This is a genomic window from Actinospineispora spinosispora DSM 44797, from assembly GCF_000429025.1.
GTDB classification, from domain to species: domain Bacteria; phylum Actinomycetota; class Actinomycetes; order Mycobacteriales; family Pseudonocardiaceae; genus Pseudonocardia; species Pseudonocardia spinosispora.
In genome coordinates, this window is sequence record NZ_KE386835.1 from 236492 (window position 1) to 251052 (window position 14561).

A 14561-nucleotide genomic window follows, 5' to 3' on the forward strand; every position below is an offset into this window, starting at 1 on the left:
TCAGCACTTCATATTGTGAAACCAGATGGCTGTCGCTGAGAAGGCACCCGCGAGGACCGAGGGCGCCGAGACCGCGCGCCGCGCGCTGCGGGTCGTCGAGGCGGTCGTCGCGGCGGACGCCCCGCTCGCACTGGCCGACCTCGCCGGGGCCGTGGAGCTGTCGAAGAGCACCTGTTACCGGCTGGCCAGGGTCCTGCAGGACGAGCGGTACCTCGACCGGGCCGGCTCGGGCGGGTACCGCGCGGGCCCCCGGCTGGTCGGGCTCGCCGCGTCGGTCCTGTCCGACGTGGACGTGTACGCGGCGGCCCGCCCCGCGCTCCAGGTACTGGCCGCGGTCACCGGTGAGACGGTGACCCTGCATGTGCGCAGCGGCGACCGCGCGGTGCTGGTCCTTGGCGTGGAGAGCAGCGAACAGCTCCGGCGCGCGGCGACCGTCGGCGAGTCGACCTGGCTCGGCCGCGGCTGCAGCGGCCGAGCGATCCTCGCCGCTCTGGACCGGGCCGAGGCGGAGCCGATCACCAGAACCGCCGAGGACCCCGAGTCGCTGCGGACCGAGCTGGCCGCCCTGCGCGAAGCCGGCTACACGCTGTCCTTCGGCGACAACCACCCCGGCGTGCACGGCATCGCCGCCCCGGTGCCCAACAGACAGCTCTCGGTCGCCGTCTCCGGCCCGGCCACCCGCTGCACCGAACACCACCTGCGCACATTCGCCGAACCGTTGCTCGCCACCTGTACCCAACTGGCCGGAGGCCCGACATGACCCGACGACGATTCCGCGAGCTGCTCGCCGGAGAGGAACTGATCACCGCGCCCGGAGTGTTCGACGGGGTGTCCGCCTCGCTGGTCGCCCGTACCGGCTTCGCGGCCGCCTACCTGACCGGGGCCGGGGTGGCCGCGGCCGCGTTCGGGCTGCCGGACATCGGGCTGGTCAGCCAGACCGAGATGGTCGAGCGCGTCCGCATGGTCGCCGGCGTGCTGGGCGACGTCCCGCTCATCGCCGACGCGGACACCGGCTACGGGGCGCCGCTCAACGTCGTGCGCACGGTGCGTGAGTACGAGCGAGCCGGGGTGGCCGGGCTGCACCTGGAGGACCAGGCGTTCCCCAAGCGCTGCGGTCACCTGCCGGACAAGGAGCTGGTCAGCGTCGAGGACTTCCTCGCCGTGCTGGGCGCGGCCCTGGACGCGCGCGTCGACCCGGATCTGGTGATCATCGCGCGGACCGACGCGCGGGGACCGCTCGGCCTGGACGCCGCGATCGAACGGGCCAACCGGTACGCCGAGGCCGGCGCCGACCTGATCTTCGTCGAGGCGCCGAGGAGCGAGGACGAGCTGGTCCGGATCGCCCGCGAGGTGTCCGCTCCGCTGCTGGTCAACCTGGTCACCGGCGGGCTCACGCCGAACCTGCCCGCCGAACGGCTCGCCGAGCTGGGCTACCGGGTCGCGATCCACCCGTTCGCGACGCTGGGCCCGGCGACCGGCGCGATGATCGACACGCTGGCCGGGATGCGCGGCATCGATCCCGCGCCGCTGCGGCCGAGCGGTCCCCGGGAGTTCTTCGAACTGGTCGGACTGCGTGAATGGGCCGAGATCGGCGAGCGCCACCTCGGAGCACGGACATGAGCATGACCATGATCGAGAAGATCCTGGCGCGGTCGGCCGGGCTCGACGAGGTGCGTGTCGGCCAGACCGTCGTGTGTGACGTCGACATGACCGTCATGATCGATCTTCAGTTCGCCACCGCCTGGGTCCAGCCGCTGCGGATCCACGACCCGGACAAGGTCGCGGTCGTCATGGACCACGCGGTGCCGGCGCCGACCGTCCAGGACGCCGAGGGCGGACCGAGGGCACGGCGGTTCGCCGGCGACTTCGGCATCAGCCGGTTCTACGACGTGGGCCGGCACGGCATCTGCCACCAGGTCATCGCCGAGAACGGACTCGCCCGCCCCGGCGAGATCCTGGCGTGCACCGACTCGCACACGTGTGCGGGCGGCGCCTACAACACCGCGGCACGCGGCCTCGGGCCCGCCGAGGTGTTCTCGATCCTGTGCACCGGCAAGACGTGGTTCACCGTGGCACCGACGATCCGCTACGAGCTGGTCGGCGAGAAACCCGACGTGGTGAGCGGCAAGGACATCTTCCTGCACCTCGCCGGACGCTACGGGGACGCGACCAACCACAACCTGGAGTTCGGTGGCCCCGGCCTGGCGTCGGTGCCGATGAACGACCGGCGCACGATCGCCACCCAGGGCGCCGAGGTGTCCGCCGACTTCTCCACGTTCGGGGTCGACGACGTCCTGCGTGCCTGGCTCGACGAGCACACCGACCGGCCGTACACCCCGGCCGACGCCGACCCGGACGCCTCCTACGCGGACGTGCGCGAGATCGACCTGTCCGCGCTGGAACCCTACGTCGCCCGGCCGGGCACGGTCAGCAACAACTCGGTCCCGGTCGGCGAGCTGGAGCACCGCGCGGTCGACCAGTGCTTCATCGGCTCCTGCGCGAACGGACAGCTGGAGGACCTGCGGATCGCCGCCGACATGGTGCGCGGCCGGCAGGTCGCGCCGGGCGTCCGGCTGCTGATCACCCCGGCGTCGCAGCAGGTGTACCGCGACGCGCTGCGCGCCGGCTACCTGGAGACCCTCGCGGACGCGGGCGCGGTCATCACCAACTCGACGTGCGGCGCGTGCTTCGGCTACCACCTGGGAGTGGTCGGCGCGGGCGAGGTGTGCCTGACCGCGAGCACCCGCAACTTCCGGGGCCGCATGGGCAGCCCGGACGCCGACATCTACATGGCCTCCCCGGCCACCGTCGCGGCGTCCGCGCTGGCCGGTCACATCGTCGACCCGCGAACGGAGCAGCGCTGATGGACGAGCAGCTGGAAGGCCGGGTGTGGGTCGTCGGCGACTCGGTGACGACCGATGCGATGTACCCCGGTTTCGCCATGAAGCTGCCCCTCGAGGAGGCGGCGAGGCACGTGTTCTACGAGCTGCGCCCCGGATGGACCGACGAGGTCGAACCGGGCGACATGGTGGTCGCGGGCCGCAACTTCGGGCTGGGCTCGTCGCGTCCGGTCGCCGCGCTGTTCCGCCAGCTCGGGGTGCGGGCGCTGATCGCGGAGGAGTTCAACTCGCTGTTCCTGCGCAACTGCATCAACTACGGCCTACCCGCGCTGACCGTCCCCGATGCGACCGAGCTGTTCGCCGACGGCGACACCGCCCGGCTGCACCTCACCGAGGGCTGGTGCGAGAACCGTGCGTCGGGCACCCGGGTGACGGTCGAGCCGCTCCCCGAGTTCGTGGTGGACATCCTCGACGCGGGCGGCCTGCTACCCAAGCTCGCCCGCGAGGGCTACCTCCCCGCCGAAGCCTGATCGTTCTTGTGCGTCGCGCACAACCTCGAATTGCGACATCGTCGCCGCGACACGAATCTTTAGTGTCATGTGACCGGGATCATCAATCCGGCACGGTGTAGTCGACACGAGGGAGCACGCATGGGACGGGTCGAGGGCAAAGTCGCCCTGATCACCGGAGCGGCACGCGGGCAGGGACGCTCACACGCACTACGGCTGGCCGAGGAGGGCGCGGAGATCGTCGCGATCGACATCTGCTCCGACCTCGACACGGTGCCCTACCCGGGCGCCACGAGCGACGACCTGGCCACGACGACCCGGATGGTCGAGGACCTGGACCGGCGTATCATCGCCCGCCAGGCAGACGTCCGTGACTCGGCGGCGCTGAAAGCGGTCGTCGACGAGGCGGTCGCGGAGTTCGGCCACATCGACATCGTGTGCGCCAACGCGGGCATCGCGAGCTTCGCCCCGTCCTGGGAGATCACCGACGAGGTCTGGCAGGAGATGCTCGACGTCAACCTCACCGGCGTCTGGAAGACGACCAAGGCCGTCATCCCCCAGATGATCGAGCAGGGCACCGGCGGGTCGATCGTGCTCACCAGCTCGACCGCCGGTCTGGTCGCGTTCGGCAACCTCGCGCACTACACCGCCGCCAAGCACGGTGTCGTCGGCCTGATGAAGGTCCTCGCCGTCGAGCTCGCGCAGCACCGCATCCGGGTCAACACGGTGCACCCGACGACCGTCGACACCCCGATGATCGACAACCCGGCGGTGCGGTCGCTGTTCGTCCCGCAGGTGCAGAACCCGTCGAAGGAGCAGGCGCGAGAGCTGATGAAGGCGATGAACGCGCTGCCCATCCCGTGGGTCGAGTCGGTCGACATCAGCAACGCGGTGCTGTTCCTCGCCTCCGACGAGGGGCGTTATGTCACAGGTGTGCAGCTGCCGATCGAGGCGGGCGGCACCATGCCCTACAAGTACCCGAACGTCTGATCGCCGGATGTCGGATCTGAACCTCGCGGCCAGGCGGGCCGAGCTCGCCAGGACCGTCGTCGGGCGCGACCACGAGCTCGACCTGATCCTGGCCGCCGTCGTGGCCGGGCGGGACCTCCTGCTGGAGGGCCCGCCCGGCACGTCCAAGTCCACGATCCTGCGCGCGATCACCGCGAGCTGGGGCATCCCGCTGCACTTCGTCGAGGGCAACGCGGAGCTGACCCCGGCCAAGCTCGTCGGGCACCACAACCCGGCGCGGGTGCTGCGCGAGGACTATCACGCGGACAACTTCGTGCCCGGACCGCTGGTCGCGGCCATGCGCGAGGGCGGGTTCCTGTACGTCGAGGAGTTCAACCGCGCACCGGAGGACACGCTCAACACGCTGCTGACCGCGATGGCCGAACGCGAGGTCAACGTGCCCCGGGTGGGACGCATCTCGGCGGCCGCGAGCTTCCGGCTGGTCGCATCGATGAACCCGTTCGACAACATCGGCACCACGCGCATCAGCACGAGCGTCTACGACCGAATGTGCCGGCTCGCCGTCGGCTACCAGTCGGCGGAGGAGGACCGGGAGATCGTGCGGCTGCGCACCGGATGCCTGCACGAGGCACTGGTAGCCGACGCGGTCGCGCTCACCAGGGCCACCCGCTCGCGCCCCGACGTGCGGCACGGGTCGAGCGTGCGCGGCGCGATCGACCTGGTGTCCGTGGCGGGCCCGTTGACCGAGATCCGGCAGCACACGACCGACGTCACCAGCACCGACGGCTACCGGGGAATCGTGCTGGACGCGGCGCTGCTGGCGCTGTCCGGGCGGATCATCGTCGACGAGATCGCCGAGGTCGGTCCCGAGCAGATCATCCGGGAGCTGTGGGAGTCGCACTTCGTGCTGGAGCCGGCGCGCGCGGCGCCCGGGACGAACGCGGTCCGGGTGCCGGAGCCGACTTGACTGACCGACACCGGCCGCGCGCCGCGCACCCCGCTGCGTCGTAAACCGAAGCAGCTGGACACCACGCCGCTGACGTTCCGCCCCGGCAAGGGCGGTGTCGTCGCGGAGAGCTCGGGGCCCGACCGGGGCACCGGCGAGGGCACGGCTCCGCCCGCGCAGGGCTGGGTCGCGACGACCGAAGCGGGTGAGCGGCGCACGCTGGCCGACGTACGGGAGGACGGTGTGCTCGGCGCGGACGTGCGTGCGCTGGCCAGGCGCATCGCATCCCGGCTGAGCGCCACCCACCGGGGCCGCGACCGCGCGACGACCAGCGGTGGCAGCGGGCGGCTGGCGAGCGTGCCGTACCGGTACAACTCCGACGACATCGACCTGGACCGCACGCTGGAGGTGCTCACCGAGCGGCCGCTGCCCGAGGACACCGACATCGTGGTGCGTGAGCGGGTGCAGGTGCCGCGCGCGATCGTCCTGATCATCGACGTGTCCGGGTCGATGCGCGGCGAGAAGACCAAGATCGCGGCGGCCACGGTCGGCGCGGTGGCCGGGGAGCTGGCGAGTGGCGGCGCCGCCGAGCTGGCGGTCGTCGCGTTCTGGAAGGACGCGGCGATCGTGCGGCCGATGGGGCCCGCCCCCACCGGAGTCGGGTTGCTCGACGACCTGCTCAGCATCCCGGCGAAGGGACTGACGAACGTGCACTTCGCGCTGTCCACCGGGCTGGCGCAGCTCGGTCTGGCCAGGGCACGGCGGCGCGGCGCGATCCTGCTGTCCGACTCGGTGCACAACGCGGGACCCGACCCACGACCGGTGGCGGCCCGGTTCCCCGAGCTGCACGTGCTGCTCGAAACGGACGGTGAACACGACGCCGACCTGGCCGCGCAACTGGCCCGAGCGGGCCGGGGCAGGCTGGCCCCGATCAGCAACCACCGCCAGGTGGCCCCCGCGCTCAACACCATGCTCTGACCGCACGGCACGAATGTGGCTTTAGGGACGTTGAACGTCCCTAAAGCCACATTCGTGTCATGGGTGGGCCGAGAGCAGGGCCGCGGCCGCGGTGCGTGCGTGGTCGGCCGAGGCCGGGGTGCCGAAGATGCCCGCGGTCACCATCGCGCCCTCTGCCAGCAGGTACAGGTGCTCGGCGGTGTCCTCGGGCAGACCGGCGTCGGCCACCAGGGTGCCCAGGTAGCCGCGGAACGCGCTCTTGTGCGTCCTGGCCAGCTCGGCGACCTGTTCGGACACCGCGCCCAGCTCCCCGTAGCAGTTGATCCAGGCGCAGCCCCGGAAGTCCGGCTCGGCGAACCACTGCCCGAGCCAGTCGAACACGGCCAGGATCCGTTGCCGAGGGTCCGTGCCCGACGCGAGCACATGGTCGGTGAGCCGCCCCCGCCACCGAATGTCCCGGCGGTCGAGATAGGCCACCACCAGCTGGTCCTTGGCCGGGAAGAGCTGGTAGACCCGCTTGAGCGACAGGCCCGACGCCGACCGGATGTCGTCCATCCCGACCGACTGGATGCCGCGCCCGTAGAAGAGCTCCTCGGCCGCGTCGAGCAGCTGAGTCTGTGCCACGCCTTGATCCATGAGTCCACCACCCGAGAACGTCTGTTCTCAACAGTAGCCCGTCGAGCTCAGGTTCGGGCAGGGCGACCGGTGAGCGCGGCGAGGATCCCCAGCGCCAGATACGTGATGCCGGTGACCCAGCGCTGACCGCGCGCCAACGACGGACGGCTGCGCATCCGGTCGCCCAGTGTGCCCGCCGTCAGCGCGTAGGCGACGTCGCTCACCATCCCGACCGTCGCCATGATCAGGCCCAGCACGACGACCTGGAGCGCCACCGGACCTCGGGCCGGTTCCACGAACTGCGGCAGGAACGCCACGAAGAACAACGCCACCTTGGGGTTGAGGACGTTGACCAGCACGCCTTCGAGATAGACCCGGCGCAGCGGCACCGCCGCGACCGCGCCGGGAGCACTCGGCGGCGTGTAGCGCAGCAGCGCGCGCAACCCCAGGAAGATCAGGTAGGCGGCGCCGAGGTAGCGCACCGCGTCGTAGGCGAGCGCCGAGGACGCAATCAGCGCGGCCAGCCCACCGGCGGCGGCGACGGAGTACACCAGCGTGCCCGTCTCGACCCCCGCCGCCGAAGCAAGCCCGGCGATGCGCCCCTGGCTGATCCCCCTGGTCACGATGTAGATGTGGTTCGGCCCGGGAATCGCCACCAGGACAGACACGGCGAGAACGAAGAACAGCAAGGTCGACAGGCTCGGCACTGCGTTATTCTCGCCTGTACTGGCTTGTTCTCGCCTGTACTGGCTTGTTCTCGCCTGTACTGGCTTGTTCTCGCCTGTACTGGCTTGTTCTCGCCTGTTCCGCGCTCAAAATCCTAAACAGGCAGGTCCTTCGGACCCGCCCCTTTAGGATTTTCGGCCTTCGGCCCTGGCGCGCGCTTGTGTAAGCCTTGAGAGCCGCGACTCGGGTTGGGAGTCTGGTTGCGGACATTCACCGCGCCGGCCTTCGCCGGAACTCCTTCGGAGACTCGCGGAGCCGACTTAGCCATCGCTCAGCCGGGCCGCCAGCGCCGGAACTTTCTCGGAGACTCGCGGAGCCCACCTAGCCGCCGCTCAGCCAGGCCGCCAGCGCCGGAACTCCCTCGGAGACTCGCGGAGCCAACCTAGCCGCCGCTCAGCCAGGCCGCCAGCGCCGGAACTCCCTCGGAGACTCGCGGAGCCAACCTAGCCGCCGCTCAGCGAGGCCGCCAGCGCCGGAACTCCCTCGGAGGCTCGCGGAGCCAACTCAGCCGTCGCCCAGCCAGGCTGCCAGCACCGGAACCCCTCCGGAGACTCCCGCAGCCGACCTAGCCGCCGCTCGGGCTGGCTGCCAGTGCCGGAGCTCCCTCGACTCGACGGGCCCTCCTTGCTGCGCTGCGGACCAGCGTGGCTTGGGGGCTAGTCTGTGTCTCATGGCAACGCCTGTGCATGCCGCCGTCGTGCGCTGACCTGCGTCGAACCTATCGGAGTTCACCCGGTCAGCGCGCTCTTCGACGTGCGCGCATCACGCACAGGACAGGTCTCATGACCAGCTTGCTCTCTCTTCATGGCGATTCCCTTCGCTGGATTTCCGCCACCGGCGGCACCACACCTCGGCGGCTGGTCGCCGCCGACGACCGGCTCACGGCCGACCGGGCGGCCCGGCTCGCCGGGCAGCGCACCGGGATGGTGTGGCGCGGCGACTATCGGGGCGCCCGTCAGCTGTTGACCGCGCTCGGCAGACGGATCCCGGTCACCCCGGGACGGCACGGCACCGATCTGGCCGAGGCGTTCCGCGAGCAGCGGCGCAACCAGGCCCGTCGAGCCGGCAGGCTGGGCATGCTGCTGGTCCCGATCGAGCCCGGGTTCGTCATCCCGCTGCGGAACGCACCCGACGTCACCCGGGCCTGCGCCGAGGTGTACCCGGAGCTCGACGGCCCCTCGGTCATCGCGCTGCGTGAGCTGCTCGGCGTGATCGGCGCGCACGAGTGGCGCACGGCCGGCGTCCCGGTCGTCGCGCTCGGGACCGGACCGGACGGCGCGCCGGTCCGGATTCGTCCACGTCACGGGGTGTTCGCGCCCACCCGCAACGAGTACATCGACCTCGTCGCCGCCGCCCCGCTGCCCTGCCGCAGCCGGGCGATCGACGTCGGCACCGGCACCGGCGTGCTCGCCGCGTTGCTCGCCACACGTGGTGTCGCGCGGATCGTGGCCACCGACATCACCGCGTCGGCCGTCGCCTGCGCCACCGACAACATGCGCGACCTCGGGCTCAGCGCACGCGTGGAGGTGCAGCTCACCGACCTGTTCCCGACCGGGCGCGCCCCTCTCGTCGTGTGCAACCCGCCGTGGCTGCCCGCCGCGGCCCGCACCGACCTGGACCGCGCGGTCTACGACCCGGGAAGCCGGATGCTGACCGGTTTCCTGCACGGGCTCGCCGCGCACCTCGAGCCGGCCGGTGAGGGCTGGCTGGTCCTGTCGGATCTGGCGGAACGGCTGGGCCTGCGCCGGGCCGACGAGCTCACGCTGGCGATCCACGCGGCGGGCCTGCGGGTGATCGCCCGAACGGACACCACCCCCGCGCACTCCCGAGCGGCCGACCCCCGGGATCCCCTGCACGCGGCAAGGTCAGCCGAACAGATCTCCCTCTACCGGCTGACTGCCGCCTGACCCTCTCACCTCGCAGAGCGTCGTGTTGCGTCGCAGATGCCGCAGCGTCTGCGACGCGACGTGGGGCTCTGCGAAGTTGAGCTCAGTGCGGGTCAGCGGTCGCTAGTGGCCGATCAGGAGGAGGACCTGGAGCTCACCGACGATCGCGCCCAGGATGCCGCCCACCAGGATCAGTTTCCACTCATCCTGCTTGAAGGCGGGGCGCAGGACGGACTCGAACTCCAGCGGGGTCATCGCGCGCATCGCGCCGACGATGGTCTGCTCGATCGCCAGCGCGTCCTTCGCGTACGCCATGACCGGCGCCATCGTGGACGGCGCGGTGGCGATCGCCCTGGCGACCACCTCGTCCTTGAACTCCTGGTACCGGCGGGTCCCGATGGAGAGCATGACGAGCGGCCTCGCCACGCCGACCTGGCGGTCCACCACCTCCGACACGTGCCGCTGCACCAGCCCGATCAAGCGGTCCGACTTCGGACCGGTCAGCAGTGCGTCCATCATCGCGGGCACGGTCAGCACCTCGTCGGCGACCATCTTGGCGTAGTCGCCCATGACCTCGTGGCGCCGACGCTGGAACATGCCCTGCCAGCGAATCCCCAGGTAGCGGCGTTCCTCACGCGGAAAGAAGATCATCTTCAGGGCGATCCAGTCGGTGGTCAGCCCGACGATCGCACCGAAGACCGGCATCACCAGCGGGTTGTGCGTCAGCGCCCACACGCCGGCCTGCAACAGACCGATCACCAGCCCGAAGTACAGACCGCTGCGCGCGATGAACTTCAGCTCCGGCGCACCGATGTCGCGGAACAGCCGGTTCAGCGCGCCCCGGTCGGCGATCAGGTTGCGCAGCGCCATGTCCCACACGTCCAGGTAGGCGTCCGGGTTGCGGGACAGGTCGGCGATCAGCTCCTCGACCGCCTTCGGCGCCCGCGCGGCGATCTGCGCCAGAATCCGCCGCTGCGCTTCCTCCGGGAGCATCTCCCACAGCTGCGGTTGGTACTTCGCCATCAGCTCGGTGCCGATCTCGGTGACCGCCTTCGTCATCGGCTCCCGCAGGTGCTCCCCGAGCGCCTTCGGGTCGAGCCGGCCGAGAATCTGGTTCACGTCGATCAGACGGCCGAGCAACAGGCTCATCGAGATGCTGCCCATCCGGCCCGCGTGCCGGGGGATGATGCCCTGCCAGCCGAGCAGCGGCGGTTTGCCGACGAACTCGATCGGCCGGAACATCATCTCGATGGCGACCAGCTTCGTCGTGTATCCGATGAACGCCGCTAACAGCGGCATCGACAGGTAGGTCAGCCAGCTCATTCGGCTGTACCCCTGGAGTCCGGGCTCCCGATCCGGTGCCGTCGCGCCTCGTAGAGCATCAGGCCGGCCGCGACCGCGAGGTTCAGCGACTCGGCCGTACCGACCATCGGAATCCGGACCACCCGGTCGGCGCCTTCCAGCGCAACGTCCGGCAGCCCGTCGCCCTCGCTGCCCAGCAGGATCGCCGACGGGGTCGACTGCTCGCCCGACCAGTACTCCCGCTCGGCATACCCCGAGGTGGCGACCACCGAGACCGAACGGTCTCGCGCCCAGCCGAAGAACGTGGGCAGGTCGGGCAGGCGCACGACGGGCACAGCGAACAGTGAACCCATGCTCGCCTTCACCGCCGAGGGCGCGAACTGGTCGGCGGTGTCGCCGACCAGGAGGACACCCGCTGCCCCGGCCGCGTCCGCGGTGCGGATGATCGTGCCGAGGTTGCCCGGGTTGGCCACGTCGTGCAGCGCAACGAACACCCCGTCCGCCGGCACGTCCAGCGAGTCCGAGGCGGTCGTCCTGATCCGCACCACCGCGAACAGCCCCGGCGAGCGGTCGCGCTCGGTCAGCCGTCCGGCCAGCTCGGCGCTCACCTCGGCGACCCGCACTCCCCGCGCACGCTGTGCCGTCACCATGTCGGCGGCCGAGTCGGGCAGCAGCTCCGAGGCCACCACCAGCGTCTCGACCGTCCAGCCCGCCTCGACCGCGCGCCACACCGGCTGAACGCCCTCGACGACGAACGCGCCCTCGCGGCGCCGATGTTTGCGGTCCGCCAACGATCGAATGCGTTTGACCAGCGGATTGGCCGCGCTGGTGATCACCTCGTTGGCTTGTGTCACGCGTGCAATCTACTGTCGGGTAAACCCATGTCCCGTAGCCACTCCGGAGGACGTCATGACCAAGCCCGGCACCGACCTCACCGCGACGACGGACTCGATCGCAGCGTCGGATCTCGTCACCGCGTTCCTCGACGCGCTCGGCCGCCTCGACATCGACGCCGCGCTCGCGCTGCTCGCCGAGGACATCGTCTACCAGAACGTCTCGCTGCCGAAGGCACAGGGCAAGGAGGCGGTGGCCAAGCAGCTCGCGCTGATGGGCAAGTACTGCACCGCGTTCGAGGCGATCAACCACCGCATCGTCGGCGACGGGAACACCGTGCTGACCGAGCGGACCGACATCATCGAGGTCGGCAAGATTCGCTCGGAGTTCTGGGTGTGCGGCACGTTCGAGGTCCGCGACGGCCGGATCGTGCTGTGGCGCGACTACTTCGACTGGGCCAACCTGCTGGGCGCGGCGGCGAAGGGCGCGGGAAAGGCGCTGGTCGGGATGGCGAGGAACCTGCGACGCAAGTGACGGACACCGGCTGCTAGGTTGAGGGGGAAGGTCAACGAATAGTTGACCACCGCGCGGGTGCGCCGCTCCCCCTGGGCACCCGGTGTGCCGACGAAGAGGAATCACGATGTCCCGTAAGACCAAGTCCGGTAAGAACGCCGCCTCGACCCTGGACCGCCGCCGCGAGACCCTGCTGGCCAGGACGAGCGCGGCCGACGAGTCCGCCACGAAGCTGAGCACGCTGGAGGAGGAGCTGCGAGCCACCTCGCAGCGGAAGCGTGACGACGAGGCGAGCCTCAGCGAGGCCCTGATCCGCATCGCCGAGCTGAAGAAGGCGATCAAGTCCGCCGAGAAGCGACGCACGAAGCTGCGGTCCGCGCGCAAGGACGCCCGCCAGGACCACACCGAGGCACGCAGGCGCGCCGAGGTGGCGGAGGCCAAGTACGACCGCGCGGTGCTCGCCGACCTGCTGCGCAGGGAGAAGGACCGGGACCTGGCCGCGCACGCCGCGCGGCAGCCCACACCCGTCGATCCGGCCGCGGCGGAGTCGCCGGAGGCGCAGGGCCAGCCGAGCAACGGCCTGGCCAGCCGCGCGCTGTCCGGCCCCGCCCGCTGGGCGACCCGCTCGATCGGCCGCAACGGCTCCGCCGAGCCCACCGCCGCCACCCAGACCGGAGCCACCGCCTAGAACCCGTGAGTGCCGCGGCCGCCTATAGGTGGCCGCGGCACTCACGGGTTGCGTACGCCGGTGGCCGGGTCGAACAGGTGGACGCGGTGGGGCTCGCGCAGCGCGACCCGGACCGTCTCACCGAACGCCGGCAGCGCACCGTCGGAGACGCGCACGACGATCCGCTTCGCGGCGCCGTTGATCATCGCCTCGCCGTAGACGAAGGCATCCGCGCCCAGCTCCTCGACGAGCTGGACGGTCATCGCCAGCCCACCCTCGCCCACCAGCCGTAACCCCTCGGGGCGCACGCCCAGCACGACCTCCGGGCCGCTCACGGCACCCCTGGGCAGCGGAACCACCAGGTCGTCGGCCAGCAGGGCACCGTCGTCCCCGACCGTCACGGTCACCAGGTTCATCGCGGGCGACCCGATGAAACCCGCCACGAACGTGTTGCCCGGCCGGTCGTACAGCTCCCGGGGCGTCGCGCACTGCTGCAACACCCCGTCCCGCAGCACCGCGACCCGGTGCCCCATCGTCATCGCCTCGACCTGGTCGTGCGTCACGTAGAGCGTCGTGGTGCCGAGGCGGGACTGCAGCGCGGTGATGTTCGCCCTGGTCTCCACCCGCAGCTTGGCATCCAGGTTCGACAGCGGCTCGTCCATCAGGAACACCGACGGTTCACGCACGATCGCCCGCCCCATCGCCACCCGCTGGCGCTGGCCACCGGACAAGGCGCGGGGCCGCCGGTCAAGGTAGGGCGTCAGGTCGAGCAGCCGCGCCGCCTCGGCGACCCGCTCGGCGATCCGAGCCTTCGGCAACCGCTGCAGCTTCAGCGCGAAGCCCATGTTCTCGGCGACCGTCATGTGCGGGTACAGCGCGTAGGACTGGAACACCATCGCGATGTCCCGGTCCTTGGGGGCCTCCGTCGTGACGTCCCTGCCGCCGATCAGGACCGACCCCTCGTCGACGTCCTCCAACCCGGCGAGCATGCGCAGCGCGGTCGACTTGCCCGAACCGGACGGGCCGACCAGCACCAGGAACTCGCCGTCGGCGACCCGCAGGTCGAGCTTGTCGACCGCGCGCACCGGCGGCGTCCCGGGGAACAGCCGCGATGCCCCCGCAAAGCTCACCTCAGCCACGTGATACCCCGAAGGTCAGCGCAGCAGCTTCCGGACCAACAGCACCGCCACGATCGCGCCCACCCCGATCAGGGTGTACTTGACCTTCGGCTCGGCGAGCTTGTCCTGGATGGACGCCTTACCGCCGTCGACCAGCTTCTTCGGGTTCGCCCGCTCGGCGAGCACGTTGACCGTGTCGGCCAGTGCCTGCTGTGCCTGCTCGATCTCACGCTGAATGGTGTCCGGGTCGCGCGCCACGGGTCCTCCTCTGATAGGGACAGCTCCTGCGCGAAACCGTAGACGACTCGCTCACAGCGATACGCTTGGGTAATGGACTCCGAGGACATCATCAAGCAAGGCAAAGCGCTCGCCGGCAAGCTCCGCGACGGCGCGAGCGAACAGGCCGCCCAACACGAGGAGCAGATCAAGGGCGTACTCGGCAAGGTCGTCGGCTTCGTCAACGACAAGACCGGCGGCAAGTACGCGGACCAGGTCGGCAAGGTCGCGGGCTACGTCGAGCAGGGCGTCGACCAGCTCGCGGGCGCCAACCGCACCGAGGACACGCCCGGCAACTCGACGCCGCCGCCCCCGGGCAACTCCACGCCGCCCCCGCCCGGCAACTCCACCCCTCCGCCACCCGGCAACCGGACGGACACCCCGGAGCCGCCGACCGCCTGAC

The 14561-nt window shown here is 70.7% G+C and carries 17 protein-coding genes; 11 read left to right on the forward strand and 6 right to left on the reverse strand.

Features of this window, described 5'->3' with window-relative positions:
• Positions 1 to 25: 25 nt before the first annotated feature.
• The 7 genes from G406_RS51795 to G406_RS0134750 all read left to right on the forward strand — a co-directional run bounded on the left by G406_RS51795 (position 26) and on the right by G406_RS0134750 (position 6242).
• On the forward strand, positions 26 to 760 hold the full coding sequence (locus G406_RS51795) for an IclR family transcriptional regulator (RefSeq protein ID WP_051343103.1): 735 nt from the start codon (positions 26 to 28) through the stop codon (positions 758 to 760).
• Positions 757 to 1620, forward strand: a complete 864-nt coding sequence (locus tag G406_RS0134725) for an isocitrate lyase/PEP mutase family protein (protein ID WP_028937383.1) — start codon at positions 757 to 759, stop codon at positions 1618 to 1620. Before G406_RS51795 ends, G406_RS0134725 begins: the two co-directional genes overlap by 4 nt.
• Positions 1617 to 2864: a 3-isopropylmalate dehydratase large subunit gene (locus G406_RS0134730; RefSeq protein ID WP_028937384.1), complete on the forward strand. Its 1248-nt coding sequence runs from the start codon at positions 1617 to 1619 to the stop codon at positions 2862 to 2864. Before G406_RS0134725 ends, G406_RS0134730 begins: the two co-directional genes overlap by 4 nt.
• Complete coding sequence (locus tag G406_RS0134735; RefSeq protein WP_028937385.1) at positions 2864 to 3370, forward strand: LeuD/DmdB family oxidoreductase small subunit; 507 nt, start codon at positions 2864 to 2866, stop codon at positions 3368 to 3370. Before G406_RS0134730 ends, G406_RS0134735 begins: the two co-directional genes overlap by 1 nt.
• A gap of 120 nt (positions 3371 to 3490) precedes the next feature.
• Positions 3491 to 4339, forward strand: a complete 849-nt coding sequence (locus G406_RS0134740; RefSeq protein WP_028937386.1) for a mycofactocin-coupled SDR family oxidoreductase — start codon at positions 3491 to 3493, stop codon at positions 4337 to 4339.
• Positions 4340 to 4346: 7 nt separating this feature from the next.
• Complete coding sequence (locus tag G406_RS0134745; protein WP_028937387.1) at positions 4347 to 5285, forward strand: AAA family ATPase; 939 nt, start codon at positions 4347 to 4349, stop codon at positions 5283 to 5285.
• A gap of 222 nt (positions 5286 to 5507) precedes the next feature.
• Positions 5508 to 6242, forward strand: a complete 735-nt coding sequence (locus tag G406_RS0134750; RefSeq protein WP_211241365.1) for a VWA domain-containing protein — start codon at positions 5508 to 5510, stop codon at positions 6240 to 6242.
• 57 nt (positions 6243 to 6299) lie between these two features.
• Here the strand turns inward: G406_RS0134750 and G406_RS0134755 are convergent, their stop codons facing one another.
• Both G406_RS0134755 and G406_RS0134760 read right to left on the reverse strand, forming a co-directional pair.
• Positions 6300 to 6845 carry a TetR/AcrR family transcriptional regulator gene (locus G406_RS0134755; protein ID WP_342666266.1) on the reverse strand — a complete coding sequence of 182 codons (546 nt, stop codon included), beginning with the start codon at positions 6843 to 6845 and terminating at the stop codon, positions 6300 to 6302.
• Positions 6846 to 6904: 59 nt separating this feature from the next.
• On the reverse strand, positions 6905 to 7543 hold the full coding sequence (locus G406_RS0134760; RefSeq protein WP_028937390.1) for a LysE family translocator: 639 nt from the start codon (positions 7541 to 7543) through the stop codon (positions 6905 to 6907).
• An 801-nt stretch (positions 7544 to 8344) separates the two neighbouring features.
• Here G406_RS0134760 and G406_RS0134765 point away from each other — a divergent pair.
• Positions 8345 to 9469, forward strand: coding sequence for a methyltransferase (locus tag G406_RS0134765; RefSeq protein ID WP_028937391.1), 1125 nt, complete (start codon positions 8345 to 8347; stop codon positions 9467 to 9469).
• A gap of 102 nt (positions 9470 to 9571) precedes the next feature.
• On the opposite strand, the gene G406_RS0134770 is transcribed toward G406_RS0134765, so the two are convergent.
• Both G406_RS0134770 and G406_RS0134775 read right to left on the reverse strand, forming a co-directional pair.
• Positions 9572 to 10771: a DUF445 domain-containing protein gene (locus G406_RS0134770; RefSeq protein ID WP_028937392.1), complete on the reverse strand. Its 1200-nt coding sequence runs from the start codon at positions 10769 to 10771 to the stop codon at positions 9572 to 9574.
• On the reverse strand, positions 10768 to 11604 hold the full coding sequence (locus G406_RS0134775; protein ID WP_051343104.1) for a TrmH family RNA methyltransferase: 837 nt from the start codon (positions 11602 to 11604) through the stop codon (positions 10768 to 10770). The genes G406_RS0134770 and G406_RS0134775 overlap by 4 nt, the downstream gene beginning before the upstream one ends.
• Before the next feature lie 55 nt (positions 11605 to 11659).
• Between G406_RS0134775 and G406_RS0134780 the strand changes: the two genes are divergently transcribed.
• On the forward strand, positions 11660 to 12118 hold the full coding sequence (locus G406_RS0134780) for a limonene-1,2-epoxide hydrolase family protein (RefSeq protein WP_051343105.1): 459 nt from the start codon (positions 11660 to 11662) through the stop codon (positions 12116 to 12118).
• A gap of 106 nt (positions 12119 to 12224) precedes the next feature.
• Positions 12225 to 12785, forward strand: coding sequence for a hypothetical protein (locus G406_RS0134785; protein ID WP_028937395.1), 561 nt, complete (start codon positions 12225 to 12227; stop codon positions 12783 to 12785).
• A gap of 41 nt (positions 12786 to 12826) precedes the next feature.
• Here G406_RS0134785 and G406_RS0134790 read toward each other — a convergent pair whose 3' ends face one another.
• Positions 12827 to 13903 (reverse strand): ABC transporter ATP-binding protein, encoded by a 1077-nt coding sequence (locus G406_RS0134790; protein WP_028937396.1) that lies wholly within the window; start codon positions 13901 to 13903, stop codon positions 12827 to 12829.
• A 15-nt stretch (positions 13904 to 13918) separates the two neighbouring features.
• Positions 13919 to 14140, reverse strand: coding sequence for a DUF3618 domain-containing protein (locus tag G406_RS0134795; RefSeq protein WP_028937397.1), 222 nt, complete (start codon positions 14138 to 14140; stop codon positions 13919 to 13921).
• Positions 14141 to 14212: 72 nt separating this feature from the next.
• Between G406_RS0134795 and G406_RS0134800 the strand changes: the two genes are divergently transcribed.
• Positions 14213 to 14560 (forward strand): antitoxin, encoded by a 348-nt coding sequence (locus G406_RS0134800; protein ID WP_028937398.1) that lies wholly within the window; start codon positions 14213 to 14215, stop codon positions 14558 to 14560.
• Position 14561 lies beyond the last annotated feature (1 nt).

What these genes read in the sequence shown, in the direction of transcription:
- G406_RS0134800 (WP_028937398.1), top strand. Translation starts at nt 14,213, where the DNA reads ATGGACTCCGAGGACATCATCAAGCAAGGCAAAGCGCTCGCCGGCAAG.
- G406_RS0134785 (WP_028937395.1), top strand. Translation starts at nt 12,225, where the DNA reads ATGTCCCGTAAGACCAAGTCCGGTAAGAACGCCGCCTCGACCCTGGAC.
- G406_RS0134765 (WP_028937391.1), top strand. Translation starts at nt 8,345, where the DNA reads ATGACCAGCTTGCTCTCTCTTCATGGCGATTCCCTTCGCTGGATTTCC.
- G406_RS0134780 (WP_051343105.1), top strand. Translation starts at nt 11,660, where the DNA reads ATGACCAAGCCCGGCACCGACCTCACCGCGACGACGGACTCGATCGCA.
- G406_RS0134730 (WP_028937384.1), top strand. Translation starts at nt 1,617, where the DNA reads ATGAGCATGACCATGATCGAGAAGATCCTGGCGCGGTCGGCCGGGCTC.
- G406_RS0134770 (WP_028937392.1), bottom strand. Translation starts at nt 10,771, where the DNA reads ATGAGCTGGCTGACCTACCTGTCGATGCCGCTGTTAGCGGCGTTCATC.
- G406_RS0134735 (WP_028937385.1), top strand. Translation starts at nt 2,864, where the DNA reads ATGGACGAGCAGCTGGAAGGCCGGGTGTGGGTCGTCGGCGACTCGGTG.
- G406_RS0134745 (WP_028937387.1), top strand. Translation starts at nt 4,347, where the DNA reads ATGTCGGATCTGAACCTCGCGGCCAGGCGGGCCGAGCTCGCCAGGACC.
- G406_RS0134725 (WP_028937383.1), top strand. Translation starts at nt 757, where the DNA reads ATGACCCGACGACGATTCCGCGAGCTGCTCGCCGGAGAGGAACTGATC.
- G406_RS0134740 (WP_028937386.1), top strand. Translation starts at nt 3,491, where the DNA reads ATGGGACGGGTCGAGGGCAAAGTCGCCCTGATCACCGGAGCGGCACGC.
- G406_RS51795 (WP_051343103.1), top strand. Translation starts at nt 26, where the DNA reads ATGGCTGTCGCTGAGAAGGCACCCGCGAGGACCGAGGGCGCCGAGACC.